Raw genomic sequence first — 25,134 nt, 5'->3', positions numbered from 1 at the left:
TTGACCTAGATCGATTCGCCTGCTTAGGGTCCGGCCCATTATCACTGCCGCATCCCTGCCTTTGCGCTACAGCGCCATGGCGGTGGGCGGTAGAGAACAAAGGAGTCGCATGACAGCGCGTCTAGAAATTTTGTCCCTGGCACGCAATACCGGTGCCGCCTTGTCTTTGTTCGCTCGCGACATCGGCCAAGGATTGCTCGTAGTAAGCCATAACACCCTGGCTCTCGTGGGTTTGGCAGTCGTTGCCCTTGGTTTGACTTTTGCCAGTCAAGTTGACTTGCAGCAGCGCCTGGAGGGCCATGCCTTGGGTTGGCTGCATGACCGCGAAGAAGCGCGCGCCTTGGCCGAAGGCAACACCTTGTTCGGCAGCAATGAACCCGAAGCTGTCAATCGGGCCACAGCATCGGATCCCAAGGATCTGCCAAGGCAGCAGGCCGCGATCGCGCATTGGCTGGCCGGCAAGTACAAAGTTGCGCCCGAGCCTATCAGCCGTTTGGTGCAAGAAGCTTGGTCAGTTGGTCAACGTGCGCAGGTCGAACCCACCTTGATTCTGGCCATCATGGCGATTGAATCCAGCTTCAATCCCTTTGCACAAAGCTCGGTGGGTGCGCAAGGCCTGATGCAGGTACTGACGAGCGTGCACAACGACAAATACAAGGCCTTCGGCGGCAATCTCGCCGCTTTTGATCCGATCACGAATCTGCGGGTTGGCGTGCAGGTGCTCAAGGAAAGCATTCAGAGAGCCGGCAGTGTTGACGAAGGCCTGAAGCACTATGTAGGCGCGGCTAACTTGCCTGATGATGGTGGCTATGCGCAAAGAGTACTGGCCATGCACGAACAAATGAAAGCCGTAGCGGCGGGTCGCAAACCGATCGACAAACCGGTACGCGAAAGCCAGCCCTTAAAGAGTTCGCCCCCTGACATCGAAGCCAGAATCAGCGATGAGCGGGTCGCAATGGCACGCTAATTGGTTTTCTGACTGATTGGCCGGCCCTTGCGGCCAGCATGTCATGTAGCTGAATGCCTTACAGCAGGCGCTACACTCCAAATTCTGCGCGACTGGCGATCAAGGTTGCGCCCTGCAGGGGTCTGTGCTTTTTAGGCATAGTGGGCCAATCAGGGGCACCCCAAGGTGGTTGACCACCGGGAAGCGCGGGCAGCTTCTAGAGTTCGGAAGCTGTTTTCAGCCGTTCGCCTGGGCAGCCTTGTCTTGCCGAGCCCCTTAAGGGCTGACAAGTCGGGGACTCCACTTTTTGAGCAATGCACCCACCTATGTTTGACCGTAGCACTTCCACTCTTGCGCTTGTCGACCCCGATTTGTGGGCCGCCGTTCAAAACGAGAACCAGCGCCAAGAAGACCATATTGAACTGATCGCTTCAGAAAACTACACCTCGCCCGCTGTCATGCAGGCGCAGGGGAGTCAGCTGACCAACAAGTACGCCGAAGGCTATCCCGGCAAGCGCTATTACGGCGGCTGCGAATATGTCGACGTGGTCGAACAATTGGCGATCGACCGGATCAAGCAATTGTTTGGTGCCGAGAATGCCAATGTGCAGCCGAATTCCGGCTCACAAGCCAATCAAGGCGTGTTCTTTGCATTGCTGCAGCCCGGTGACACCATCATGGGTATGAGCTTGTCTGAAGGTGGTCACTTGACCCACGGCATGCCTTTGAATATGAGCGGCAAGTGGTTCAAGGTTGTCAGCTACGGCTTGGACGCCAACGAAGCGATCGACTATGACGCGATGGAGCGCACCGCACGCGAGCACAAGCCTAAGCTGATCATCGCTGGGGCGTCGGCCTACAGCTTGCGCATTGACTTTGAGCGCTTTGCCAAAATTGCCAAGGAAATCGGCGCCTACTTCATGGTCGACATGGCGCATTACGCGGGCTTGATCGCTGCCGGCGTCTACCCGAACCCGGTGCCGCATGCCGACGTGGTGACCTCCACCACTCACAAGAGCCTGCGCGGCCCGCGCGGCGGCATCATCCTGATGAAGGATCATGTCGCCAAGCAAATCAATAGCGCCATCTTCCCTGGCATTCAAGGTGGCCCCTTGATGCACGTGATTGCCGGCAAGGCCGTGGCCTTCAAGGAAGCCCTGACCCCGGAATTCAAGGCCTACCAAGAACAAGTGCTGAAAAATGCGGTCGTTTTGGCCGAAGAATTGATCAAGCGCGGCCTTCGGATTGTGTCCGGCCGCACCGAGAGCCATGTGATGCTGGTTGACCTGCGTCCGAAAAACATGACGGGCAAGGAAGCCGAAGCCGTCTTGGGTCGCGCGCACATGACTTGTAACAAGAATGGCATCCCCAATGACCCGCAAAAACCCATGGTCACCAGCGGCATTCGCTTGGGGACGCCGGCCATGACGACTCGCGGTTTCAAAGAAGAGCAGGTTCGTTTGACCGCCAACTTGATCGCCGATGTCCTGGATAATCCCAACGACGAGGCGAATCTGGAAGCGGTGCGCGCCAAGGTTGCCGCGCTCACGCGCGACTTCCCTGTCTACCGTTGATAGACCTTTCATAAGCCCCTGCTGAACAGCCTCGCCCGCACAGCTCATGCGATGCCCATTCTGTAGCCACACCGAGACGCAAGTTGCCGAGACGCGCGAGTCGGACGAGGGCGATGTGGTACGCCGCAGGCGTCGTTGTCTGGGCTGTGACAAGCGCTTCACCACCTATGAGCGCGCTGAAATCGCTCTGCCTGTGGTGGTGAAGAAAGACGGCACGCGCGCCGATTTCGATCCGAAAAAGGTGCGCGCTTCGATGCAGTTGGCTTTGCGCAAGCGACCTGTGAGCATTGAACAAATCGATGCTGCACTGGCCAAGATCGAAGAAACGCTTTTGACCAGTGGGGCACGTGAGTTGCCGTCCACCCGACTCGGTGAACTTGTGATGCGGGAGCTCAAACGAATTGACAAGGTCGCTTATGTGCGCTTTGCGTCGGTTTACCGCAGCTTTGAAGATGTCGATGAATTCCGGCAACTGATTCGAGAGATTTGACCCCCCCCAAATAGGGGATGCGCAGCCACCCCATCCCCCGCGAGTAGGACAGAAGTCCGCGCCACTGCGGCCTAAATTGTGCTCAGACCTCAACTGAGCACATGAGGCCCGCCATGCTCCCCTTGCCCAGCACGCCCTCCACTTGCCGCGGTTTCAGCTTGACTGAGCTTTGCGTGTGTGTTGCCATCACAGCCATTTTGATGGCCATGGCGCTGCCCGCGCTGGATCAACTCAGACAACGCCAGCGTCTTGAATTGGTGGCCCAGACCATGATGGCCGATCTCCAAGAAGCGCGCAGCCAGGCTGTCAGCCGGGCCGATGCCGTGCAACTGCGGTTCAGCCGCCATCCTGGCGGTAGCTGCTATATCTTGCATACAGGCTCCCCTGGGCAATGCCAGTGCGAGGCCGACGGCCAATCAGTTTGCGCCCCGAGCCAACAGGTTTTGAAGCTCGAGTGGATTCCTTCGACTCAGAACATAGCCGTCCGAGCCAATGTCAGCAATATGAGCTTTCAAGCCCGGCAAGGCGCAGTGACCAGTACCGGCAGCATAGACATCAGCGCCGCAAACGGCGAAACCATACGCCATGTGGTCAGCATTGCCGGCCGGGTCCGGACTTGCTCGCCCAGCGCTGAATTGCGCCGATTTCCCCGCTGCTGAACCCTCCCCCTTGAATTAGGGGAACACGATCAAAGGCCATTTCCCAGGGACAAGCGGCGAGGCAAGGCTGCCTCAGCCGCCCACCAAATTTTCATAATCGCAGCATGGGAATAGCAATATCCAAAACTTGCTTTGCAACCCGCGATCGAAGCGAAGCAGTGTCCGCAGCGACGGGATTTACTTTGATCGAACTGATGATCGTGATGGTCATTGTGGCTATCTTGGCCCTGGTCGCCCTGCCCGCATATCAAAAGCAAGTTGCCATGGGTCGCCGCGCTGACGCGATCAACGCTTTGGCGGGTATTGCGCAAGCGCAAGAACGTTGGCGCAGCAATCGCGGCAGCTACGCCTCTTCATTGGGCGATGATGAGCTGAAATTAGGCACTCAATCGCCGAGCAGGCATTACACCCTCAGCCTAGCAGGCGTGCGTGATCCGGTCAGTTTCAATTTTGGCTATATCGCCAAGGCAATCCCCGACTCTGCCAGCCCTCAAAGCAGTGACAGTGATTGCAAGACGCTGTCGATTCGCATGGATGGCGGTAGCCTCTTCTACGAGGCCAAAGACAGCAACGACCAAGACAGTTCAAGCAAATGCTGGCCAAAATGAATCTGCATCGCTCGCGGGTTGTCACGCATGTAGAAGTGCTGGTCGTCCTCGCCATCATCGACATCTTGCTGGGCCAGTAGGTGGCAATTTCAGCGGAGTCCCGGCATGCCCTACTTAAAACGCGTTCGCCATCAAGCCAACTGCGGCTTCAGCCTGGTGGAGTTGATGGTGGGAATTGCCATCGGCATGATTGTGGTGGCAGGAGCCAGCGTGATGATGACCAATCAGCTCGCGGAGCATAGGCGGCTTACGTTGGAGACCCAGGTGCAGCAAGACCTCAGGGCCGCTGCCGATCTGATGCTGCGAGATTTGCGCCGCGCTGGCTCATGGGCAGCGCCTCAGAATGGGGTGTGGTCACCCGGCGCAGCAGCGGCGCCGGTAACGAACGCCTATGCCGCAACAAACTTGGCAACGGACAGTGGAAGTTCGGTCCTGGAATACAGCTATTCCCGCCACAAGGACAGGAACCGGTCGACCAGCGTCGCCATTACCGACCCTGAAGACAATTTGATGAGTTCAAGCACCGAGAAATTCGGATTCAAAATCGAAGACGGCGGCATTCTCAAATTCCGCATCGGAGACCGATGGCAACCCTTGACCGACGTCAATGTCTTGGTCATCACCGCCTTTGACGTGGGCCTGAGTGAACAGCAAATCATCTTGGAGGATCTGTGCAGTACGGCATGTCCAGCCAGCAGCACGACTTGCCCCCCAAGGCAAAACCTTCGCCGCATTGACATCAGCTTGACGGGCCACGCCTTCCACGACAGCAGGGTGGAGCGAACCGTCAGGGTGACTAGCCGGGTTCGCAATGATCAGCTCATCGGAGCCTGTCCATGACGGCGCAAACGTGCCGGGACGAGCGTGGCGCGGCCACGCTTGTCGTCGTGATGGTGCTGTTTCTGATCATGGCCATGATGGCGGCCTACGCCAGTCGAAACATGATTTTCGAGCAACGCATTGCGAGTAGCTACTACCGTGCCGGGGTGTCACTGGAGGCTGCGGAGGCCGGTGCGGAATGGACGCTCGGCATGCTCAATGGGCTCAAAATTGATCAAGCCTGCTTGGCCAGCAACTCCGCAACCGATCGATTTCGCGACCGCTACCTGACTATTTCGCCCACCAGCCGAGATATCCTGCCCGCTGCGATTGTGAGCACGCCCGGCACTGCAACCAGGAAAATCGTCGCTGACTGCGTCCGCACTGAAGCACAAGAGGGTTGGGCCTGCAACTGCCCGACGGGGACTTGGTCTGCAGCTGCAGCCCCGGCCAGCGCAGGCAATATGCAGCCCAGCTTCAAGGTCAGCCTGATCTCACCCGTCGCCAATCGATCCGGCAATCTGCGCATTGAGTCCGCAGGCTGCACCAGCAGCAACGCGCAAAACTGCGACGCTGACGCCATGTCCAGCGATATCGCGTTGGCCCGCTCGGTCGTTCAACTGGACGCCGCACTGCTCAGTGCCTTGAAAGTACCGCCCGCCACTGCCCTAACCGTCAAAGGCAGCATCAACTTGGGCGCAAACGGAATAGGGCTGCACAACAGCGAAGCAATCAGCAACGGCCTGTTGCTCTTGACCAGTGACGATGCTGTTCCCAATTTGCTGGAAACTCGCCTTGACAGTTTGCCGGGCACCCCTGTGCAACAGGGCCTGATATTCGCCGACCCGGCTTTGGCCTCAGCCACCCCGGAGCAAATGTTCAAGATGTTTTTTGGCATGTCGCTCAAGCGCTATGTGAATCAACCCGCGATGCGCCAAGTCACTTGCGCGGGAGACTGCGGGCCGGCTTTGGCCGCAGCCTACGGCAAAGGCACAAGGCTCGCCTGGGTCAGAGGTTCGCTCGACATCTTGAGCGCCACTGTTTTGGGGTCTGCCTCCAGCCCGATGCTCATCATTGCCGAGGGTCCCGTTCGCATCGACGCGGGCCTGGAATTGACTGGCCTGTTCTACGCGCGCGGCAACACCATTTGGACCAACTCCTCCGGGCAGCCGGCCCTGTTGAAAGGTGCCATGCTGGTGGACGGTGATTTCACCGTCGACGGCACCGTCGACATTTGGTACCAGACAAGCGTGATGGACGAGCTGAAGAACCGTGCTGGCAGTTTTGTACGGGTTCAGGGGAGTTGGTGGAACTGAAATGTTTAAGCACCGGTCCAAGTGCAGCAGCATGTGCATTCGCAACTGTCGCAGCGGCAATAGCAGCAGGCATTTTGACGGTGGCGTCGCCTTGATCGAGGCCATGGTGGCGCTGCTGATCATGGCAGTCGGCATGTTGGCGCTGGCCGGGCTGCATGGCAAGCTGCGTCGCGGCGCCGACCTGTCCAAGCAACGCGGCGAGGCAATTCGACTGGCTCAAAGAGAGATGGAGAGCCTAAGAACCTACTCGCTGCTGGCTCACCCTGACCCGGCCAATCCGGCAGCAGGGGTGCTGGCTTATACCGACATAGAGACACAGGCACCCAACACCAATGCCGGCGATCCGAACAGCAATGCTGTTTTTTCCCTGAGTCGCGTCGTGACACCCTGGGCGGAGGACCAGTCGGCTCAAACGGCGGTCAGAATCCGGGTTGACTGGCTGGACCGGGCCAACAGCGCCCAATTTGTGCTGATCGACAGCATTATTTCGCGCGCGGACCCCGGCTTGAGTACGGCGCTGACCTTGGCTCCCACCGCCCTCACCGTACAAGGCCCGGCCGGGCGGGAAGCAAGCATTCCCGTCAGCGCCCATGATTTGGGCAATGGCAGCAGCGTATTCGTACCAACACGCCAAGACACCGTCGCCTGGGTGTTTAACAACCTGAGCGGCGTCATCATCGGCAAATGCACGGTCGCGATGGGCACTTTGGCCACAGGCCTAAGCAAGGAAGATGTGGCGGCATGCAGCAACAATACCTTTGGCTATTTGCTCAGCGGTTTCGTGCGCTTCTCGCTCGCCACCCCGCCCGATTCCAGCGCGCCCGGCAGTCCTGCCCAGGCACTTGATGCAGGCCTCGTGCCCAGCACCTCAACCCCTTCGTACGAGTGCTATGACGATAGTGTCGAAGTAATAGCAAGCGCAGGCACCGTCATCAGCTACTACTGCGCTGTCTACCCCAACAATTCGCTGCCTCGGGTTTGGTCGGCGCGCCTCAATCTCTCGGGCTTGCCGCTCGCCGACGGAGACCCGAATCAGCGCCGAGTTTGTCGCTATTCGGCCGACTATGACGGCAACGGCAGTATCTCCAACACCGAGCATCCGGCGGACTATGTCAATGTGAGCACGGCCTTGACGCGGCAAAACTTTCTCGTCATCAAGGCGAGCGAGAGTTGCCCCGCCGGCCATGCAGTCAATCCAGCTGCCGGCTACTTCAGCAACACGGCCACCGTCTTGCATCAACCCTGATCTGCGGGAAGCTCGCGCCGACTGAGTGACAATCCACGCTTTGCCCGCTGGACGACGACAGCGGGTTCAGTGAACAAGGATTGTCTGCAGTGTTCAAGAACTTGATGGTGTACCGCGTAGGGCTTGACTGGCAGCCCACGATCGAACAAATCGAAGACAGCCTGGCCAAGACGACCTTCGTTGAAACCGGCGCGACCCAACAGCAATCGATGGGTTGGGCGCCACCTCGTGGCATCGAACATGCGCCGTTGATCGAGGATATTGGCGGCCACTGGCTGCTCAAGCTGATGATCGAACAGCGCGTGCTGCCCAGTTCGGTGGTGAAACGCCGCACCGATGAAATGGCCGAGCGAATCGAAGCCGAAACCGGCCGCAAACCTGGCAAAAAGCAGACCAAGGATCTGAAAGAGCAAGCGACGCTGGAGCTGCTGCCCATGGCCTTTACCAAGCAGTCCGCCATTCGGGTCTGGATTGCACCTGCACAGCACCTGTTGATGATCGACGCCGGCAGCGCCGGCCGGGCCGAAGAAGTGGTGACCTTGCTGATCAAGGAGTTGCCCGGCCTGAATCTGCATCTGATTCAGACCGCTGAGGCACCCGCCAGTTGCATGGCGGCATGGCTGATGGACGGCGTGCCGCCGGAAGGCTTCACGATCGACCGCGAGTGCGAGCTCAAGAGCGTGGACGAGATGAAGTCGGTGGTGCGCTATGCCCGCCACTCACTCGACATTGAAGAGGTGCGCCAACACCTGACCGGCGGCAAATCGCCGACACGTTTGGCCATGAGCTGGCGTGACCGGGTGTCCTTCATGCTCACCGACACCTTGCAGATCAAGAAAATCAGTTTCCTGGATGTGGTGTTCGAGGGCCGAGAATCGGGTGACAAGGACGAGGCTTTTGACGCCGATGCAGCGATCGCGACCGGCGAGCTGTGCAAGCTGATCCCCGAGTTGATCGACGGCCTGGGCGGTGAGCATGACTTTTTGGCGGCCGGCGCGGCCCTGGCTGAACAGCCTGCAAGGCCTAGCGTTCCTGCGCAAGACTCTGCGCCGCAACAGCCGCAACAGCCGCTTGCCGATGCCGAACCGGCACCCTGGGACTGAGCTTTCATGCACGACAGCCCGATCTACTTTGCCGATGATTTGAGTGCCATGCGCCACGCGCTGGCGCTGGCCGAAGGGGCGATCGGTTTGAGCGACCCCAATCCGCGCGTCGGCTGTGTGATTGTGGCCACGGACGGACGGCTGCTGGGCAGCGGTCATACCCAAGCGGCGGGCGCTGCGCATGCCGAGGTGATGGCGCTGCGCGACGCACAGGCGCGCGGCGCAGACTTGCAAGGTGTGCTCATGCGGGGAGCCACTGCCTTTGTCACGCTCGAGCCCTGTTCACATCACGGCCGCACCCCGCCCTGCTGTGAGGCCTTGATCGGTGCTGGCCTCGCTCGCGTGGTGGCGGCCATTGAAGACCCTAACCCGCAAGTTGCTGGGCAGGGCATGGCTCGTTTGGCTGCGGCCGGCCTGCAGACCAGCGTCGGCTTGCTGGCCGATGAGGCCCGAGAACTGAATATCGGTTTCTTCACCCGCATGCAGACCGGGCTGCCCTTTGTGCGCATGAAGATTGCCGCCTCGATGGACGGCCGCACCGCCTTGTTGAACGGGCGCAGCCAATGGATCACCAGCAGCCCGGCGCGCAGCGACGGCCACGCTTGGCGCCGCCGCGCGGGCGCCATCCTGACCGGCATTGGCACCTTGCGAGATGACAACCCCAGGCTGGACGTTCGCCTGGTGCCGACAGCCTTGCAACCGCTGCGCGTCGTCATCGACTCACGCCTGGAAACCCCGGTCGACGCACAGGTGCTGGCCCCGCCCGGCGAGGTCTTGATTTATTGCGCGATCGATCCCCAGACGCAAGCGCCGCACGCGCAGGCCTTGCGCGCCGGCGGCGCCACGCTGATTGAGATAGCGGGCGCCAAGGCCAAGGTGGACCTCGCCGGCGTGCTGCGCGACCTCGGCACACGCGGTGTCAACGAGCTGCATATCGAAGCCGGTCACAAACTCAACGGCTCGCTGCTGCGCGAAGGTTTGGTCGACGAATTATTGGTCTATATGGCGCCCAAGCTGCTGGGGCCAGGCTTGGAGATGGCCGCACTCGGGCCCTTCGAGTCCTTGCAAGAGGTGCAGTCTTGGCGCTGGTTGGACTGCAGCATGATCGGCGAGGACCTGCGCCTTCGGGCCAGACCGCGTCGAGATTAGCCCGCCAATGCCAAAGCCTTGAGCGCCGCCCTTTACAATCGGGTTTATGCCCATATCACCTGTTTCCGAGCTGGTCGCCGAGTTAGCTGCCGGCCGTATGGTTATCCTGGTTGACGAAGAGGACCGCGAAAATGAGGGTGACCTTGTTTTAGCCGCCGAGCACGTCACCCCAGAAGCCATCAACTTCATGGCCAAATTTGGCCGCGGCCTGATCTGCCTGACCCTGACGCGCGAACGCTGCGAACGCTTGCAGCTGCCGCCCATGGCCAGCCGCAATGGCACCAAGCACGCCACCGCTTTCACGGTCTCGATCGAGGCCGCCACCGGCGTGACGACCGGCATTTCTGCAGCCGACCGCGCGCGCACCGTACAAGCGGCCGTGGCGCGCGGAGCCGAGGCCCGCGACCTGGTACAACCCGGGCACATCTTCCCGCTGCAAGCGCAGGACGGCGGCGTTTTGATGCGTGCCGGTCATACCGAGGCCGGCTGCGACTTCGCCCGCATGGCCGGTTTGGAGCCGGCCGCCGTGATCTGCGAGATCATGAAGGATGACGGCACCATGGCCCGTTTGCCGGATTTGATCGAGTTCGCCAAAGAACATGGCCTCAAGATTGGCACGATCGCTGCGCTGATCGAACATCGCAGCCGCAATGAGTCGCTGGTCACGCGCCTGTCCGAGCGGCCGCTGCTCACACCGCAAGGCGAGTTCAGCTGCGCCGTTTACAGCGACCGCACCGGCGGCGTTCATCTGGCACTGAGCCACGGCAGCTGGACGGCCGAAGATGATGTGATGGTGCGCGTGCATGAGCCGCTGTCGGTACTTGACCTGCTCGACGCCGGCAGCAACAGCCATGCTTGGCCGCTGCCGCAAGCCTTGGCTGAGCTCAAACGCGCGCCGGCAGGCGTGGCCGTGCTCCTGAACTGTGGGGAAGAAGCCGCCGGCCTGCTGGCACGCCTGAATGCAAAGCCGCAGTTAGCCGCGCCCAAAGTCATGGACTTGCGCACCTATGGCGTCGGTGCCCAAATTCTGCGTGATCTGGGTGTGCACAAAATGCGCTTGCTCGGCAGCCCCAGGCGCATGCCCAGCATGACCGGCTATGGGCTGGAGGTCACCGGCTTCGTGGCCCCAAACAACAAGAACTGAGGACGAGCACATGCAAGCATCTGACAAAGGCGTGCCCAAATCGCAGGCCGCTTTGGACGGGCAGACCCTGCGCATCGGCATCGTGCAGGCAAGATTCAACGACGCCATCACCAGCCGCTTGGCCGAGGCCTGTATTGCCGAGCTGCGTCTGCTGGGTGTGGCCGAGCACCACATCCGCCACGTCACTGTGCCCGGCGCGCTGGAGGTTCCTATTGCCCTCAACGCAATGGCTGACAGCGAAGACTATGAGGCCCTGGTTGCACTGGGTTGCATCATTCGCGGCGAGACCTACCACTTCGAGTTGGTCGCCAATGAGAGTGGTGCGGCTGTCACGCGGGTCTCTCTGGACAACCAGATCCCGATTGCGAATGCAATTTTGACGGTCGAAAACGAACAACAAGCCTGGGCGCGCGCCGAGGAAAAAGGCCGCGATGCGGCTCGTGTGGCGGTCGAGATGGCCAATTTGATGGAAGAACTGCAGTGAGCAACAACGCCAAGGCCGACGCCAAGATGGACCCCAAGCCCGCTGCAAAAACAGCAAGCAAATCAAGCGACAGATCAGCGAGCAAGCGCCCGCAGGCCAAGTCGGCCCGCCGCCGCTCGCGGGAAGCCGCACTGCAAGGACTCTATCAATGGCTGGTGACCGGTGACGATGTGGCCACCATCGACGCCCATATGCGCGAACTGGATGAGTTCGACAAGGTGGACCGTGCGCACTTCGATGCCCTGCTCAATGGCTGCATTCTTGAAGCGGCCGATCTGGATGCAGTGCTCTCCCGCCATGTGGACCGCAAGACCACCGAACTGTCGCCGATCGAGCATGGCGTGCTGATGATTGGTGCCTACGAGCTCAAGCATTGCATGGACATCCCCTACCGCGTCGTCATCAACGAAGCGGTCGAGCTGGCCAAGTCTTTTGGCGGCACCGACGGGCACAAATACGTCAATGGTGTGCTCGACCGCTCGGCCGTCGATCTGCGGCCCGTGGAAGTAGCGGCCCGCAGCGCCAAGACCAACACCGCTGCTGCCGTGGCGCCCGACACCTTGAAATGAAGCTGGCGGGCCGGCTCGACCAGATCGAGCCTTTCTACGTGATGGAATGCGCCAAGACGGCTGCGGAAATTGCCCGTGGCCCCTTGTGCGATCCAGCTCTAGGCGGGCGGCGCATGATCTACCTCAATATCGGCGAGCCCGATTTTGTGGCGGCGCCCGCCGTCCAAGCCGCCGCCCAGGCCTGCATCAAAGACGGCCTGACCCAATACACCGCTGCCACCGGTTTACCCGCGCTGCGCGAGGCCTTGTCGGCTTGGTATCTGCAACGCTTTGGTTTGAATATTTCGCCCGAGCGCATCGTCATCACCGCCGGCGCCTCGGCCGCTTTGCAATTGCTCTGCTTGGCCTTGTTCGAGCGCGGCGACCGGGTGCTGATGCCCGACCCGTGCTACCCCTGCAACCGCCATTTTGTGGCCGCTGCCGACGCGCAAGCGGTGCTGCTCCCCGCCGGCCCGGAGCAGCGTTTTCAGCCCAGCAGCGCCCAAGTTTGCGCGGCCTGGGATGACTTGAGTAGCGCGCAGGCAGAAAACGACGACGCAGGTCAAAGCCGCGCCGTCTTGCTGGCCTCGCCCAGCAACCCGACCGGCACCTCGATCGCGCCTGATGAACTGCAAGCCATCATCGAAGCCGTGCGCGCGCGCGGCGGCTTCACCATCGTGGACGAGATCTACCTTGGCCTGAGCTACGACGAACGCTTTCAACGCAGCGCCTTGGAGTTTGGGGACGACGTGATCTCCGTCAACAGCTTCTCCAAATACTTCGGCATGACGGGATGGCGGCTCGGCTGGTTGGTGCTGCCGCCGGACTTGGTGGCACCAGTGGAGAAGCTGGCGCAAAACCTCTTCATCTGCGCATCCAGCATCGCGCAATATGCTGCGCTGGCCTGCTTTGAGCCGGCCTCGCTGGCCGAGTTCGAACGCCGCCGCGAAACCTTGCGCGAGCGCCGCGACTTCATAGTGCCGGCCTTGCAGGCGCTGGGCTTCAAAGTGCCCGTCATACCGGACGGTGCGTTCTATGTCTGGTTTGACTGCTCCGATGTCTGCGCCAACAGCTGGGATTTTGCTTTTGAGCTGATGAATAAAACCCAGCTCGCCCTGACCCCGGGGCGCGATTTTGGCCGCGCCGGCACCGAGTCATGGATGCGCCTGTCCTTCGCCAGCAGCATGGCCGATCTGCAAGAAGCAGTGGAGCGTCTGCGCTCGTTTTTGGCGGCCCGCCCATGACAGCCATCTTCAAGCGGGAAATGCGTGTTTACTGGGAGGACACCGACGCGGGCGGCGTGGTGTTTTACGCCAATTATTTGAAATTTTTCGAGCGTGCACGTACCGAGTGGCTGCGTGAAATGGGCTTCTCGCAGGAACTGATGCGGCATCAAGACGGCGTCATGTTCGTCGTCGGCAGCACCCAAGTCAGCTACCGCAGCCCCGCTCGCCTGGACGATCTGCTGCAGGTCAGCGTCGAAGTTCGCAATCTGGGCCGTGCCAGCATGCTGCTGTTTCAGCAAGCTTTCTGCGGCGAGCGCTTGCTGGCCGAGGGTGAAATACGCATCGGCTGCGTCAAGAGCCCGAGCAGCTACGCCGGCAGCAGCGATTTACTCCCAACCCGCATACCCGCCTCCTTGACCCAGGCCCTCACTTCCCTGTACCCATGAATCAAGACCTGTCGATTGTTTCCCTGATTGCCCATGCCAGCCTAACGGTGCAGTTGGTGATTGCCGCATTGCTGCTGGTTTCACTGGCGAGTTGGAGCGTGATCTTCAGCAAGCTGATCTCGTTGTCCCGCATCAAGTCAAGTAACGAGGCATTTGAGCAGGAATTCTGGTCGGGCAAGAACCTCAACGACTTGTTCAGCGCCGTCTCCACCAAGCCAGACGGGGCGCCGCTGGAACGCATTTTCGCCTCCGGCATGCGGGAGTTTTTGAAGTCGCGCGAGCGGCGTGTGACCGAAGCCGGCGCCTTGCTGGACGGCGCCCGGCGCGCCATGCGGGCAAGCTTTCAACGCGAACTGGACGCGATGGAAAGCAATCTATCCTTCCTCGCTTCGGTCGGTTCGGTGTCACCCTATGTCGGCCTTTTCGGCACCATCTGGGGCATCATGCACGCCTTTGTTGGCCTGTCCAATGTGCAACAAGTGACCTTGGCCACCGTCGCGCCCGGCATCGCCGAAGCCTTGGTTGCGACCGCGATCGGCCTCTTTGCGGCCATTCCTGCCGTCCTGGCCTACAACCGTTTTGCCCGGCAGATTGACCGCAGCGCGATCACGCTGGAGTCCTTCATTGAAGAGTTCTCCAATATCTTGCAGCGCAACGCCGCGCAAGCCGCGCCCGCCGGCCCGGCCGGCCGCTGAATCGGCCACCCACAGCCATGGCAGCCATCAGCTCACGCGGTTCACGCCGCCGTCGCACCATCAACGAAATCAATATGGTGCCCTTCATCGACGTGATGTTGGTGCTCTTGATCATCTTCATGGTCAGCGCTCCGATGATCACGACCGGCCTGGTTGACCTGCCCAGCGTTGGCAAGAGCCGTGCTCAGCCTGAGCATGTGATTCACGTCATCGTCGGCGCGGACGAGAAGCTCAGGCTCAAGCTGGACAAAGAAGAGGCCAGGCCCTTGAACCTCAAACAGCTGGCCGAGCAGGTAAAGCAGGCGCAGGCGGGCGAGGCGTCGACGCCAGTGGTGATTTCGGGTGACAAGAACGTCAAATATGAGGCGATCGTCAAGGTGATGGACGTCTTGCAGTCAGCCGGCATCGCGCGCGTTGGTTTGGCGGTCAAGAACGCCGGCACCGGCAATTAAGAGCGAGGCGATGTCGACCCTCTTCTTGTCCCCCAAAGACCCACTGCGCCCGCCCGAGACGCCGATGATGGGGCGTGGCTTGCTGTTCGCCACCCTCGCCCATGCAGCCCTGCTTGCAGCGCTGAGTGCCGGCGTGAACTGGCGCACCAAGGCGCCGCCTGCCTTTGAGGCGGAGTTATGGTCGGCAGTGCCGCAAGCGGCCGCGCCCAAGGAGGTCATTCCGCCCACGCCCGAGCCGGAGCCAGAGGTCTATAAAAAGCCTGATGAGCCCAAGCCCCAGACCAAGGCGGTCGAAGAGGAGGCGCAGGCCGAGCGCGAAGCGGAAATTGCGGTGGCTCGCGAACAGAAAAAAAAGCGCGCAGCCGAACTTGAGGCCGAGCGCAAGAAGCGCGAACAAGCGCTGAAGGACGAGCAGCGCAAAGAGGAGCAGCGCAAGGAAGATCAACGCAAAGAAGATAAGCGCAAAGAGGACAAGCTCAAGCAAGCCAAGCTGGACAAAGATAAAAAAGAGAACCAGCTCAAGCAGGATAAACAAGACAAACAAGCCGAGGCCAAGCTCGAAGCACAGCGGCAAGAAAACTTGCGCCGCATACAAGGCATGGCTGGCGCCAACGGGGCACCGAATGCTGTCGGAACGGCACTGAAGAGTTCGGGGCCATCCGCCTCATACGGCGGGCGCATCAAGGCCAGCATCCGGCCGAACATCATTTTCACCGACTCCCCCAACGGCAACCCGGTGGCCGAAGTGGAAGTGCGGGTAGCGCCAGATGGAACGATTATTTCGCGCAAGCTGCTGAAACCCAGCGGCGACGGTGAGTGGGACAAGGCCGTGCTGCGCGCCGTCGACAAAACCGAAAAACTACCGCGTGATGTCGACGGGCGGGTTCCGCCGGTCTTGGTGATTAGCTTTCAGCCGCTGGACTAAGAACTTATCCCGCCTATTCACGGACAAGTTCCAAATTTTCGCTGCAGCAGCGCATCCAAAGACCAACGACCCGCGCCCCATAAAGCGACCGCCAGCAGCAGCGCGCCCCACAACTGATGACCGGCCAGCGCAGCCGGTGCGATATCGCTCAGGCTCAAAACTGCCATCACGTTGACGACCGAGAGCCCGACAGCGGCAAAGCGCCCGCCCAAGCCCAGGACCAACAAGACCGGCAACAGCAACTCGCCGCCGGTACCCATCCATGCAGCCACTTCGGGCGGCAGCAGCGGCGTCATGTACTCGGTTTCGAAAAGTGCCAGCGTCGTCGACCAGTCCTGAATTTTCGTCAGGCCGGAGAGAAAGAAGGCCTTGGCGACAAAGAGTCGCGCCATCAACAAGGCCAGGGCTTGCGCGTGGGCCAAGACGTGGCGAAAAGGCTGAGGCAAGCCGGTCTCGAAGCTGCAGCTCTGGCCCGGGTGGCAAAGAGCAAGCAAAAGCAGGCTAAAGAATGCCTTCATGTCATAGGTCCTTATGATTCAAATGGTTTGCGAAACGACGCGCCGCCGCTTCGGTCAAACAAAATAGTGATTTACTTAGGCTGACTCTCGCCAGCCTCTAAGCCCCAGAGCCAGCCCTTGAGCAGGGCTGCCTGCAGCCAAGCCGAGAAATCAAACTCTGCCTGCATCGCGAACGCCTGCTGCAGCGCCTGATCCAGATCAGCCCCTTCCAACAGCCTGCTCATCAGCGCCCAATCTCCGGGCTGCACGGCATGCACTTGCGACACCCAGGCCTTGCGAGCCATCACCAGGCCAATAGCCTCGCCCTGCGCGGCTGTATCCGGAATCTGATCGCACCATTGTTCCCAGGCTTTGGATTCCACCCGTAGCAATTGCACGCCGGGTCTGAAGCGCAGGTGAAGCTGCTGCGGCTCCAGTTCACTCAACAGGGCCAGCGACGGCACATCAAGCTCGCTGTCGGCAGCGCGCTCGCAGCAATGTGCCGCCCACTCGATGCGCGCCAAATCGCAGAGCCACACAGGCATACCGTCTTGCTCCGCCAAAAACTCCGCCAAGCTGCCTCCCCACAGCCCCAAGTCACCTCGCTCTGGTGGGAAGCGGCGCCAAAAAGCCCAAGCCATGGCGGCAAAGGATGCCTCATCACCCAGGGCGGTCTGGGTGCGTGCGAATACCGTGCCAAGCGCTTTCGCTGCCATCGCCTGGGCGTTCAGGCGATAGGCCAACAAGCCGCGCTCCAGCGCCGATCCGCTCGGCATGTTCCGCACGCCGGGCAGACCGACCAAGCCACTGCCCTCGCCGCCGGAGCGACCCAGCAGGGCTGCCAGCAAAGCCTGCTGACGCTTGGCCAAAGCCGCCGTCATACGGTCACCGGCCCAGAGCATTCGGCCATTGCTCGCCGGGCCAACTCGGCCTCGCCTAGCAAGACGTCCAGCGCCGGCACATCGGTATCCCACTCGATCAAACTCGGTAGCGGCCCCAAGCGCTCTATCGCATGAGAGAAAACCTGCCACACCTCGGCGCTGACCCGGCTGCCATGGTCATCAATGACGATGCCGGGCAATTCGGCATGGCCCGCCAAATGGATCTCACCGACGCTGCCCAAGCGAATGGCGTCAATCCAAGCCTGCGCCTGTGTCACAGCCTCGGCCTTGTTTGCGCCTTGGTTGCGCGCATTGACCACCAGATTGTTCACGTCGAGCAACAAGCCGCAACCACTGCGCTGCGTCAGCAGATTGAAAAAATCCACTTCGCTCAGGCCTTCACTACCCGCGTCATCCCAGCCCAGATAAGCACTGAGGTTTTCCACCAAAATGGGCCGACGCAGGCGCTCTTGCACCTGCTGCACATGGCTCACCATCACATCGAGGCTGTTTTGATTGAATTCAATCGGCAACAAATCACTGGCGTGCAAGCTCGCGCGCCCGCCCTGCCCCGGTACGCGCGCAAAACTCGCGTGATCCGAGACCCGCACCGGATCGACTCGGTCCACCAAATCTGCCAAGCGCTCAAGATGCCAGGCATCAAGCCCGCAAGCCGAGCCCAAGGCCAAACCAACGCCGTGCAAGCTGATCGGATATTGCACTCGGCCCGCCATCAGCACTGCCAATGCGGCGCCGCCCGGCGCAAAGAAATTCTCCGAATGCACTTCCAAAAAGCCAAGCGCAGGCGCGCGCTTGAGCAACGATTCGTAATGAGGCTGGCGCCAACCAATGCCGACTTGCGACATTGAGAACTGCGGCTCCGAATTCATACGCTGTGCCCTCTCCACGCTCGGCCTGGCTTGTCAGTTCAATTCAAGACTTAGCTTTTCATCTTGGCTTTGGCTTCTTCGGCCGTCATGCCGGCCATGCTTTTGCAACTGCCCTTGGGGACGAATTTCCATTCATCGACGCCCTTGTCGACCTTGGACTGACCCGCACACGAATGCGTGCCGCTGAGGTTGGCGCAGTCGTTCTCGCCCGCCTTCGCGATGCCGAAGCACTTCTCCTTGGCGCCCTTGTCCTGCGCAGCGACTTGACCCACCAGCCCCATGGCCAAAGCAGCGGCGACGGCGGAAGAAACGAGATAGCTTGATTTCATGAATGACTCCAATGGAAGAAACGAAAAAACTAAAGACGCTTGCAGACCCCGACTTCAGGGTCTCAGGCCAAGGCATCATGCCGTTGACACCCATGGGTCGCAAGCAAAGCTTGAATCCTTACAGCGGTCCGCAAAAAACTTTGCAAATCGGCCAAGCCTTCATGCGCTGTAAGGAATGGACGCGCGGCGCGACCAAGCCCTTGCGCGCAAGCTTGGTGGATCAATCAAGGAGAAAACAGGCGTGAAACTGATGCCAAATTGCAAAGACATCACCCGGATGACCTTGGCCGGCGAAGACCGCCGACTCGGCGCGGGTGCGCGCCTCGTCATTCGAGCCCATTGCTTGTTTTGCACGGGCTGCAACAACTTCGGCAAACAGCTGATGTTGATGCGCCAGACGGCGACGCAGTGGCGCAGCGATTCCCAGAAATGAAGCTCGGGCTGGCAAGCGACTGCTCGGCATCGCAAGCCCTTCAGCTGATGCTGCCGCCCGACTGGCGCACATCCACATCGACCCGCATGGCCAGGGCCAAGGCCAGCCGCACGCCATCAACCATGGTCTTGAGCGCCATGCTGGCCTGCCCCGGCAAATGGGCCGCTTGCTCAGGCAGCAAGGGAATATGCATAAAGCCGCTGCGCACCGGGCCACCCTGCAGAAAATGCTGCAGCCCATAAAAAACATGGTTGCAGACAAAGGTGCCGGCCGTTTGCGAAATCCCGGCCGGGAAGCCCGCCTCGCGCAGGCCCGCCATCATGGCCTTGATTGGCAGCGTCGAAAAATAGGCCGCTGCCGCGCCTTCCACCACAGGCTCATCAATGGGTTGCCGGCCGGCGTTGTCGGCGATGCGGGCATCATCGATATTGATGGCCACCCGCTCCAGAGACAAGTCGCTGCGGCCGCCAGCTTGGCCCAGCGCCAAGACCAGTGCCGGCGGATGTTCGCGCAAGGCTTGCTTCAAGCTGCTCAAGGCCGCACCAAACACGCAGGGCAAACACCGAGCCACGACGCGGGCGTCGCCGATCTGCTCGCCATCCAAAGCACGCGCAACCTCCCAGGAAGGGTTGATGCTCTCGCCGCCAAACGGCTCAAATCCAGTCAATAAAATCGTCTTCAATACACGCTCCCCACCCCTGCCCAAGGCAACAGCTCACACAGACCCAGCCCAAATAGACGGCGTTTCTAACACAGGCCCGGCACAACTGCCGGGTCCACTTTGCTCAATTCCGCATTTTGGACCCGCCCTCGAACGCGTAGCATGCAGGGAGTGAGCCGCCTTCTTGCCCAATCTGGCCTGGGCGGGCTCAAGCGAATCCGGAGAAAGCATGATCGACTTGTCTGCCCCACTGCAATGGCCTCACCCAGACCTCGCCGAGTCGCCGGCGGATGCCGGCTTGGACTATGGTGGCCTTGTGCGCGAATTCAGCTGGCCGGTCCCGCCCTATGCCGCCTACCCTCGCCAGCAAGCCACGAGTACCGCCGAGCCCTGCGAAGTCCTCGGACTGAACAACCGCAAAAGCGTGGGCCAATTGGTCGCGCTGGCCCCAAAGGAGCGATTAGCGCAAATCTTGGTTCCGCCGGCCCGCAACGCAATGCCGTTGAAATTCGGGCAGTTCCGCGTGCTGAAGTTGACGCGCCCGGTGATCGCTGAGGCTCGGACGGGGAATGCAGCACTGATCGCAGACAGCAGCGGGCAAGCCGGGGAAGGAGCGGCCAATGAATGGCAGCTCGATCAGCGCCCACGCAGCGAATTCAAGCTCTACTTCGCCGGTGGCGGCGAGTTGCAGGGCGTGACGATAGGACATTGCCAGGACGACCTGGGGCTGTTTTTGTTCCCCCCTTTGAGCGACACCGACGACGCCGTGTTGCGCCTCTTCATCCCGCGCGAGGTGCTCGCCCATGTGGATATCGGCGAGCGCATCGGTGACCTCCTGGTCAAGGACAAGCTGGCCACGGCAGAGCAGATCGCCGCAGCCGCCAACGAACAGCAAGGCCTGCGCTCGCGCCGCGTCGGCGACATTCTGGTTTCGCAGCAAATCGTCAGCGCCGAACAGCTGATGCTGGCGATCGAGCAGCAAGCCCGTATGCCCATGGTCCGGATTGGCGAGGCACTGCTGGCGCTGGACTTGATCTCGCAGGCCCAGCTCGAGCAAGCACTCGAGCTGCAAAGAGCCGACCGTTCGGTGCCACTTGGCGAGTTGCTGGTGCGAAATGGGGTGGTGACACGCCAGGCGCTGCAGTCCGCCTTGGCGCGCAAGATGGGTTACCCCTTGGTCGACGTGGAGAACTTTGCGATCGAGCCCGACGCCATTCGCAAGCTGCCTTTTGCCGTCGCCAAGCGGCTTGAAGTTTTGCCCTTGTTGCTGCGCGACGGCCGCTTGATCGTGGCCATGGAGGACCCAACCCGGCGAGACGCGCTCGACGAAATCGAATTCATCTCCCAGCTCAAGGTCACGCCAACTCTGACCAAGATTGGCTCTCTGCAGTTCGCGATTCCCGAAGCCTATGAGCGCCTAGGGGGCGACGCCGTGTCCCGCAGCGAGTTGAATCTGCCGTCCTTGCAGGCCGACTTTTCGCTCGACAAGGCCGATCAGCTGATGGAAACCCTGGAGCGCGAAGGCCTGGAGCAAAGCCAGCGCGACGAAGGCCCACCGATAGAGCAAAGCGATAACTCTCTGGTTCGACTGATCAACACCATGATCATCGATGCCAGCACGCAAGGCGTCTCTGATATTCATATCGAGACCCATCCGGGCACCGAGAAGTTGAAGATCCGCTTTCGCCGCGACGGCATGATGAAGCCCTATCTGGAACTGCCCAACACCTACCGTAACGCGATGATTGCGCGGGTCAAGATCATGTGCGATCTGGACATCTCCGAGCGCCGCAAGCCGCAGGACGGCAAGATCAATTTCGCCCGCTTTTCGCCTCAGCACAAATTGGAATTGCGGGTGGCCACGATCCCGACCAATAACGGCCTGGAAGATGTGGTGATGCGCTTGCTATCTTCGTCAAAGCCGATCCCGCTGGAGAAGCTCGGTCTGTCGCCCGATAACCTGAAGAATTTGAAGTACGCCATCAGCCGCCCTTACGGCATGGTTTTGTGCGTAGGCCCAACCGGCTCGGGCAAGACCACCACCCTGCACTCCGCGCTGAGCCAAATCAACACCCCTGATCGCAAGATCTGGACGGCCGAGGATCCGATCGAAATCACCCAGGCCGGTCTGCGCCAGGTGCAGATGAATCCACGCATCGAGTGGACCTTCGCCAAGGCCTTGCGGGCCTTTCTGCGCGCCGACCCGGATGTCATCATGGTGGGTGAAATCCGCGATGAGGAGACGGCCGAGATCGCCGTCGAGGCATCGCTGACCGGCCATATGGTGATGTCCACCCTGCACACCAACAGCGCGGCCGAGACCGTCACCCGGCTGCTCGACATGGGCATGGACCCCTTCAATTTCGCCGACTCCTTGCTGGCCGTGCTGGCGCAGCGCCTGGTGCGCCGTATGTGCCCCAACTGCCGGGTCAGCAGCCCCTTGGAGGAGTCAGAGCAAGATGAGTGGCTGGGTGATTACCTGCATGCCTTTGCGCCCGAACAGCGGCCGACGCGTGCGTCGGTGCTGAGCAACTGGCTAGGCAACTACGGCAGCAACGGCCGCCTGATGAAGTTTCACAGCCCCGGTTGCGAGACATGCGAGCAAAGCGGCTTCAAGGGACGAGCCGGCCTGCATGAACTCTTGATGATGTCGAAAACCCTGCGCCGCCAGATTCAAACCGGCGCACGCGCAGAGGAGTTGCTGCAAACCGCGCTGGCTGAGGGCATGCGCTCCCTGCGCCAAGACGGCATTTGCAAGGTTTTGCAGGGCGTCACCACCATGGCTGAAGTCAGGGCGACCAGCAACGCTTGACCTCGCTGCTCAATGCGCTAGTTTTGCCACCTTGAATTTCTGGATATCACACTATTCAGATGGCTTTGCGCATTAAGCGGCATATCTACCATGCCAGCAAAGCGGCAAGCCCAAATCTTCATAACAGCGTTGGCCCTGAGACTTGGCAGCTGCGCCTTCTCACCTCAAATCCTCGGTCGTAATACCGACCTCCAAGGAGGCGACGCACTGTCGCCATGAATTGTCAGACTCGCTTATTTTGAATCCATAGAAAACACCCGTCCCCGAGTCCCGAATTCGAACCGCTTTAGCCTTGACCGTTGAGCGCTCCGCCAGACCAAGGTCAATTTCGCCAGCACCCTCAACATTCAATGGCAAAGGCAATTTGCATTCAGCCTGAAATCCTGATATTGAAATTTCAATGATTTCAATAACAAACTTTCTCTCCTTGCCCTCTATGCAGATAGAAAAATCTCCTGGGCAGCGAATTGAATACCTTTGATGCCTCCGCAATGGCCTTCCATGATCACCCGCGCCCTGAAGCATCGGCAAAATTCCACGATACTCCGCCAAATCATAGATTGACCACAACAGCGATTTGTGCGTGTCATCCAAATCATTGAAAACAGATGATTTGACATTGAAAAAATAATCCAACATACCAGGAGTCATGACTGGATCATTGGTAATATGATATTTTCGCTCAGGCCACCTTATATTTTTAGAAACCATCTCATAAAAATAACTATATATATTATTTTTCTTGGGCCGCCCCTTAAAACCTTGCAAAAGAAGCCCAGACGACTCTTTTAAATCCAAAGTCGCACCCACAGCTGGCGCGCCATTTGCAAAATCATAATTTGCGACCACAGACTCTTGCAGCCGGGAAAAGTACAGTATTGCCTCAAAAAAATCAATCTTGTTTGGGTTGACAGCTATCACGAGATGGCGTACCTCCGAAAAATTTACGCAATACTCTCGTACAAATTTCATGAGCGAAAAAAATACAGATCCGCCGACGTTTCGAAAATCCGGATGAATGGCCAGCGAAGATATTTCAGCGATACGCCCCCCCTTGGCCCTAACTTTTGTCAAATCAAAAGCCGACTGCAACGGAAACCCAAAAATACCTTCTCTGATTATTGAAATTGTACCAACCACTCTCCCATCGTATTTTGCACATACAGTTGTAGTTGTAGGAAGCGCGTGATACTTTGTTATCCGCATCCCCGAAGAATGAGGACGCATATAGCCACCGGCGGTATATGAATCGTGCAGAATTTTAAAACAATCGGAGAGCTCCTCCTTGGTCTCTGCAATTTTTAGCTCCAAGCGCATATCCGAACTTGGATCAACATGAGCCAGCCTGCGATACAAGGGATATCTAAAATCAACAGGAAGTTTTTTGAATAAAATACGAATGTATTTCCTAAATAATCCACCAAAGGTTATTTTTTTAACTTCACTCATTTATTTATCGCCTCTCAATGAAACTTAGCCGCCCGCATCTTTTTGAAAATCAATTTCGATGCATTCAGCGCGAGTCAATGTGGAAGTTCATATTGATATTTTTACACTCAATTTTAAGCTTCGTGGGCAAGGTGGCGACTCAATCCCACAAATTTGAAAGCTCTATAAGAATTGCCATCAATCCAAAAACAAGAACCTGCTCCAGCATGACGCCTCGCCTGTTCTCGTATCACAGTTCGATCGAACTATGGTGTTTTGACAAAGCCCATTAGACCCCAATCGACTGCACAGCGCAGCGTTGCTGTTTGAGCAATCAGCACGACACTTCAGCGCTTCACCCGGCGCTCATGCTTATTGGTCCGGCGGCGTCACCTTGCCCGAAAACCGCTTATTTGCGTTGCAGCAAGCCTAAAGCCAGAGCCGTTCCCAACAAGACCACGGCGCAGCCAGCAGCCATCTTGAGGGTGAAGACCTCGCCCAGGAACAAATAGCCCCATAGCACTGCGAAAACTGGGATCAGGAAGGTCACGGCGATGGTGTTGGTGGGCCCGATACGGCTCATCAGGCGAAAGTACAGGATGTAAGCAACGGCCGAGCACAGCAGCGCCAAAGCCGCCACCGCAGCCCATGCCTGCGCACTGGGTGCCGAACTGGGCCAAAACAGCAGCGCAGGCAGGGCCAGCATCATCGCCGCATAGACTTGGCTGCCGGTGGCCACAAGCAACGGTGAAATATGGGCGGTGTAGCGCTTGCTGAAATTTGCCGCCAAACCGTAGCAGAAGGTCGCACTCAGGCAGGCCAGCAAGGCCCAGACCGCGCTATGGTCGGAGCCGGGCTTGAACGAAGCCTTGTCCCAGGCCAGATACAGCACGCCAGCGAAACCCAAACCCAGGCCCAATATGCGCAAGCCGCTCAAACGCTGGCCAAGCCACACCCAGGCCAGCAAGGCCCCCCACAAAGGTGTGGTCGCATTGACGATACTGGACAAGCCGGCCGAGATCGACAAGGCCGCAAAGCTGAACAGCGCGAAAGGCAAGGCACTATTCAACAAGCCAATCACAGCCAAGGGCCGCCATTCGCGGCCTAACTGCGCAAGCCCCTGGCGCGCGGCCAAGAGCGGCAACAACATCAAACTGGCCCCCGCAACTCGCATGGCCGCCATGGCCACAGGCCCAAACTCGTGGGCACCCAGCCGCATGAATAAAAACGAGGCACCCCAAATGGCGGCCAACAAGGTCAATTCAGCAATGTCAAAGGTTTTCATCAAGCGCAATCACGGCAGGACGGGAGAGCATACTGTGTTGGCCTCAGGCCCACTTCACGCCTTGTTCATCCAGCGCACGCCCAACACC

General features: G+C 59.5%; 27 protein-coding genes and 1 riboswitch. Of the genes, 20 read left to right on the top strand and 7 right to left on the bottom strand.

The window, feature by feature from the left end:
• The first annotated feature begins 109 nt into the window (after positions 1-109).
• The 18 genes from LNV08_RS19770 to tolA all read left to right on the top strand — a co-directional run bounded on the left by LNV08_RS19770 (position 110) and on the right by tolA (position 15,830).
• Positions 110-967 (top strand): transglycosylase SLT domain-containing protein, encoded by an 858-nt coding sequence (locus LNV08_RS19770; RefSeq protein ID WP_263535452.1) that lies wholly within the window; start codon positions 110-112, stop codon positions 965-967.
• Positions 968-1,045: 78 nt separating this feature from the next.
• Positions 1,046-1,208: riboswitch (ZMP/ZTP riboswitch) on the top strand.
• 64 nt (positions 1,209-1,272) lie between these two features.
• Positions 1,273-2,520: a serine hydroxymethyltransferase gene (glyA, locus tag LNV08_RS19765; protein WP_263535451.1), complete on the top strand. Its 1,248-nt coding sequence runs from the start codon at positions 1,273-1,275 to the stop codon at positions 2,518-2,520.
• A 46-nt stretch (positions 2,521-2,566) separates the two neighbouring features.
• Positions 2,567-3,010 (top strand): transcriptional regulator NrdR, encoded by a 444-nt coding sequence (nrdR, locus tag LNV08_RS19760; RefSeq protein WP_263535450.1) that lies wholly within the window; start codon positions 2,567-2,569, stop codon positions 3,008-3,010.
• Between the two features lie 113 nt (positions 3,011-3,123).
• On the top strand, positions 3,124-3,669 hold the full coding sequence (locus LNV08_RS19755; protein WP_263535449.1) for a GspH/FimT family pseudopilin: 546 nt from the start codon (positions 3,124-3,126) through the stop codon (positions 3,667-3,669).
• Positions 3,670-3,827: 158 nt separating this feature from the next.
• On the top strand, positions 3,828-4,277 hold the full coding sequence (locus LNV08_RS19745; RefSeq protein WP_318014137.1) for a type IV pilin protein: 450 nt from the start codon (positions 3,828-3,830) through the stop codon (positions 4,275-4,277).
• 105 nt (positions 4,278-4,382) lie between these two features.
• Positions 4,383-5,117: a PilW family protein gene (locus tag LNV08_RS19740; RefSeq protein ID WP_263535448.1), complete on the top strand. Its 735-nt coding sequence runs from the start codon at positions 4,383-4,385 to the stop codon at positions 5,115-5,117.
• Positions 5,114-6,412 carry a PilX N-terminal domain-containing pilus assembly protein gene (locus tag LNV08_RS19735; RefSeq protein ID WP_263535447.1) on the top strand — a complete coding sequence of 433 codons (1,299 nt, stop codon included), beginning with the start codon at positions 5,114-5,116 and terminating at the stop codon, positions 6,410-6,412. The genes LNV08_RS19740 and LNV08_RS19735 overlap by 4 nt, the downstream gene beginning before the upstream one ends.
• Positions 6,413-6,443: 31 nt before the next feature.
• Positions 6,444-7,658, top strand: coding sequence for a hypothetical protein (locus tag LNV08_RS19730; protein WP_263535446.1), 1,215 nt, complete (start codon positions 6,444-6,446; stop codon positions 7,656-7,658).
• Between the two features lie 89 nt (positions 7,659-7,747).
• The gene (locus tag LNV08_RS19725; RefSeq protein ID WP_263535445.1) at positions 7,748-8,761 is read left to right on the top strand and encodes a recombination-associated protein RdgC; all 1,014 of its coding nucleotides are present in this window, start codon (positions 7,748-7,750) and stop codon (positions 8,759-8,761) included.
• A gap of 6 nt (positions 8,762-8,767) precedes the next feature.
• Positions 8,768-9,910, top strand: a complete 1,143-nt coding sequence (ribD, locus tag LNV08_RS19720; RefSeq protein WP_263535444.1) for a bifunctional diaminohydroxyphosphoribosylaminopyrimidine deaminase/5-amino-6-(5-phosphoribosylamino)uracil reductase RibD — start codon at positions 8,768-8,770, stop codon at positions 9,908-9,910.
• A 46-nt stretch (positions 9,911-9,956) separates the two neighbouring features.
• The gene (ribBA, locus tag LNV08_RS19715) at positions 9,957-11,054 is read left to right on the top strand and encodes a bifunctional 3,4-dihydroxy-2-butanone-4-phosphate synthase/GTP cyclohydrolase II (protein WP_263535443.1); all 1,098 of its coding nucleotides are present in this window, start codon (positions 9,957-9,959) and stop codon (positions 11,052-11,054) included.
• Between the two features lie 10 nt (positions 11,055-11,064).
• On the top strand, positions 11,065-11,538 hold the full coding sequence (ribH, locus tag LNV08_RS19710) for a 6,7-dimethyl-8-ribityllumazine synthase (RefSeq protein ID WP_263535442.1): 474 nt from the start codon (positions 11,065-11,067) through the stop codon (positions 11,536-11,538).
• Between the two features lie 26 nt (positions 11,539-11,564).
• The gene (gene nusB, locus LNV08_RS19705; RefSeq protein WP_263535580.1) at positions 11,565-12,107 is read left to right on the top strand and encodes a transcription antitermination factor NusB; all 543 of its coding nucleotides are present in this window, start codon (positions 11,565-11,567) and stop codon (positions 12,105-12,107) included.
• Positions 12,104-13,330 (top strand): pyridoxal phosphate-dependent aminotransferase, encoded by a 1,227-nt coding sequence (locus LNV08_RS19700; protein ID WP_263535441.1) that lies wholly within the window; start codon positions 12,104-12,106, stop codon positions 13,328-13,330. The genes nusB and LNV08_RS19700 overlap by 4 nt, the downstream gene beginning before the upstream one ends.
• Positions 13,327-13,758, top strand: coding sequence for a tol-pal system-associated acyl-CoA thioesterase (ybgC, locus tag LNV08_RS19695; RefSeq protein WP_263535440.1), 432 nt, complete (start codon positions 13,327-13,329; stop codon positions 13,756-13,758). Before LNV08_RS19700 ends, ybgC begins: the two co-directional genes overlap by 4 nt.
• Positions 13,755-14,453 carry a protein TolQ gene (gene tolQ, locus LNV08_RS19690; RefSeq protein WP_263535439.1) on the top strand — a complete coding sequence of 233 codons (699 nt, stop codon included), beginning with the start codon at positions 13,755-13,757 and terminating at the stop codon, positions 14,451-14,453. Before ybgC ends, tolQ begins: the two co-directional genes overlap by 4 nt.
• A 17-nt stretch (positions 14,454-14,470) precedes the next feature.
• The gene (gene tolR / locus LNV08_RS19685) at positions 14,471-14,905 is read left to right on the top strand and encodes a protein TolR (protein ID WP_263535438.1); all 435 of its coding nucleotides are present in this window, start codon (positions 14,471-14,473) and stop codon (positions 14,903-14,905) included.
• Positions 14,906-14,915: 10 nt separating this feature from the next.
• A complete protein-coding gene (gene tolA / locus LNV08_RS19680) occupies positions 14,916-15,830 on the top strand; it encodes a cell envelope integrity protein TolA (protein WP_263535437.1) in 915 nt (304 codons plus the stop codon).
• A gap of 17 nt (positions 15,831-15,847) precedes the next feature.
• On the opposite strand, the gene LNV08_RS19675 is transcribed toward tolA, so the two are convergent.
• From LNV08_RS19675 to LNV08_RS19660, 4 genes are all read right to left on the bottom strand, one after another.
• Positions 15,848-16,348 carry a DoxX family protein gene (locus LNV08_RS19675; RefSeq protein ID WP_263535436.1) on the bottom strand — a complete coding sequence of 167 codons (501 nt, stop codon included), beginning with the start codon at positions 16,346-16,348 and terminating at the stop codon, positions 15,848-15,850.
• Between the two features lie 71 nt (positions 16,349-16,419).
• Positions 16,420-17,229 carry a DNA-binding domain-containing protein gene (locus LNV08_RS19670; RefSeq protein ID WP_263535435.1) on the bottom strand — a complete coding sequence of 270 codons (810 nt, stop codon included), beginning with the start codon at positions 17,227-17,229 and terminating at the stop codon, positions 16,420-16,422.
• On the bottom strand, positions 17,205-18,098 hold the full coding sequence (locus tag LNV08_RS19665; RefSeq protein WP_263535434.1) for a DUF692 domain-containing protein: 894 nt from the start codon (positions 18,096-18,098) through the stop codon (positions 17,205-17,207). Before LNV08_RS19665 ends, LNV08_RS19670 begins: the two co-directional genes overlap by 25 nt.
• 50 nt (positions 18,099-18,148) lie before the next feature.
• A complete protein-coding gene (locus tag LNV08_RS19660; RefSeq protein ID WP_263535433.1) occupies positions 18,149-18,427 on the bottom strand; it encodes a DUF2282 domain-containing protein in 279 nt (92 codons plus the stop codon).
• A 175-nt stretch (positions 18,428-18,602) separates the two neighbouring features.
• On the opposite strand from LNV08_RS19660, the gene LNV08_RS19655 reads away from it, so the two are divergent.
• Positions 18,603-18,860: a hypothetical protein gene (locus LNV08_RS19655; RefSeq protein WP_263535432.1), complete on the top strand. Its 258-nt coding sequence runs from the start codon at positions 18,603-18,605 to the stop codon at positions 18,858-18,860.
• Positions 18,861-18,900: 40 nt separating this feature from the next.
• Here LNV08_RS19655 and pcp read toward each other — a convergent pair whose 3' ends face one another.
• Positions 18,901-19,542: a pyroglutamyl-peptidase I gene (pcp, locus tag LNV08_RS19650; protein ID WP_263535431.1), complete on the bottom strand. Its 642-nt coding sequence runs from the start codon at positions 19,540-19,542 to the stop codon at positions 18,901-18,903.
• A gap of 208 nt (positions 19,543-19,750) precedes the next feature.
• Here pcp and LNV08_RS19645 point away from each other — a divergent pair, with 208 nt between their 5' ends.
• Complete coding sequence (locus LNV08_RS19645; protein ID WP_414858771.1) at positions 19,751-22,333, top strand: ATPase, T2SS/T4P/T4SS family; 2,583 nt, start codon at positions 19,751-19,753, stop codon at positions 22,331-22,333.
• 159 nt (positions 22,334-22,492) lie between these two features.
• Here LNV08_RS19645 and LNV08_RS19640 read toward each other — a convergent pair whose 3' ends face one another.
• The gene (locus LNV08_RS19640; protein ID WP_263535430.1) at positions 22,493-23,782 is read right to left on the bottom strand and encodes a GNAT family N-acetyltransferase; all 1,290 of its coding nucleotides are present in this window, start codon (positions 23,780-23,782) and stop codon (positions 22,493-22,495) included.
• A gap of 388 nt (positions 23,783-24,170) precedes the next feature.
• Entirely contained in the window at positions 24,171-25,046 is an 876-nt protein-coding gene (locus tag LNV08_RS19635; RefSeq protein ID WP_263535429.1) for a DMT family transporter, read from the bottom strand.
• Between the last annotated feature and the right edge of the window lie 88 nt (positions 25,047-25,134).

The sequence above is a fragment of the Paucibacter sp. TC2R-5 genome (assembly GCF_025717605.1).
GTDB classification, from domain to species: Bacteria; Pseudomonadota; Gammaproteobacteria; order Burkholderiales; family Burkholderiaceae_C; genus Paucibacter_A; species Paucibacter_A albus.
The sequence above is the reverse complement of the archived record's forward strand: the minus strand, read 5'-3'. Positions and strand labels throughout refer to the sequence as shown.